This window comes from Arthrobacter sp. Y3225116, from assembly GCF_059091245.1.
Map to the genome: position 1 here is coordinate 1 of NZ_JBNHGL010000522.1, position 718 is coordinate 718.

Consider the following 718-nt stretch of genomic DNA (forward strand, 5'->3'; position numbering starts at 1 on the left):
GCCGCGCTGCGGTCACGGCGGGCCGAATCCCGCGGCCGCCAGGGCCCGCCGGCCGGCGTCCCCGGTGACGAGATCCACGAAGGCTTCGGCTGCCGCCGGGTTGTCCGTCCCCTTCAGGCCGACGATCGGGTAGGCGTTGACCGCCTGCCCGGCTTCCGGGATGGGGATGCCACGGGCCTTGCCTCCGGCGCCCTGCACGTCCGTCGCATACACCAGGCCGGCGTCGGCCTGGCCGGAGAGCACCTTGCCTAGGACGTCGGTGACCGATTGCTCTTCGCTGACCGCCGGGATATCCACGCCGGCGGCGCGTTGGACGGCGGCGGCCGCGGCGCCGCAGGGAACCTGGGGTGCGCACAGCACGGTTTTGACCCCGGGCTCGGCCAGGTCGTCCAGCGACGAGACGCCAGCGGGGTTCGCGGCGGGCACCGCGATCTGCAGCACGTTGGTGGCGAAGACCACCGGCGGGCCGTCGTTCAGTCCGTGCCCGGCAACCAGGTCCATGGTTGCCTGGTCGGCCGTCGCGAAAACATCCGCCGGGGCCCCCGCCAGGATCTGGGCGGCGAGGTCGGAAGAACCCCCGCTGTTCAGGCGCACCTCCACGCCGGGGTGGCCGGCCTCGAACTCGTCGGCCAGCCCGGAGAAGACGGAGTGCAACGACGCCGCCGCGAAAACGGTCACCGTGCCCTCCGGCCCGGAACCGTCCGCCCCGCCGGCCGCG

The 718-nt window shown here is 74.0% G+C and carries 1 protein-coding gene; it reads right to left on the reverse strand.

Features of this window, described 5'->3' with window-relative positions; all coding sequences use genetic code 11:
- Window positions 1-12: 12 nt before the first annotated feature.
- Window positions 13-718: molybdate ABC transporter substrate-binding protein (gene modA, locus AC5RV2_RS18745; protein ID WP_494093582.1), on the reverse strand; the 706-nt coding region annotated here is incomplete at its 5' end.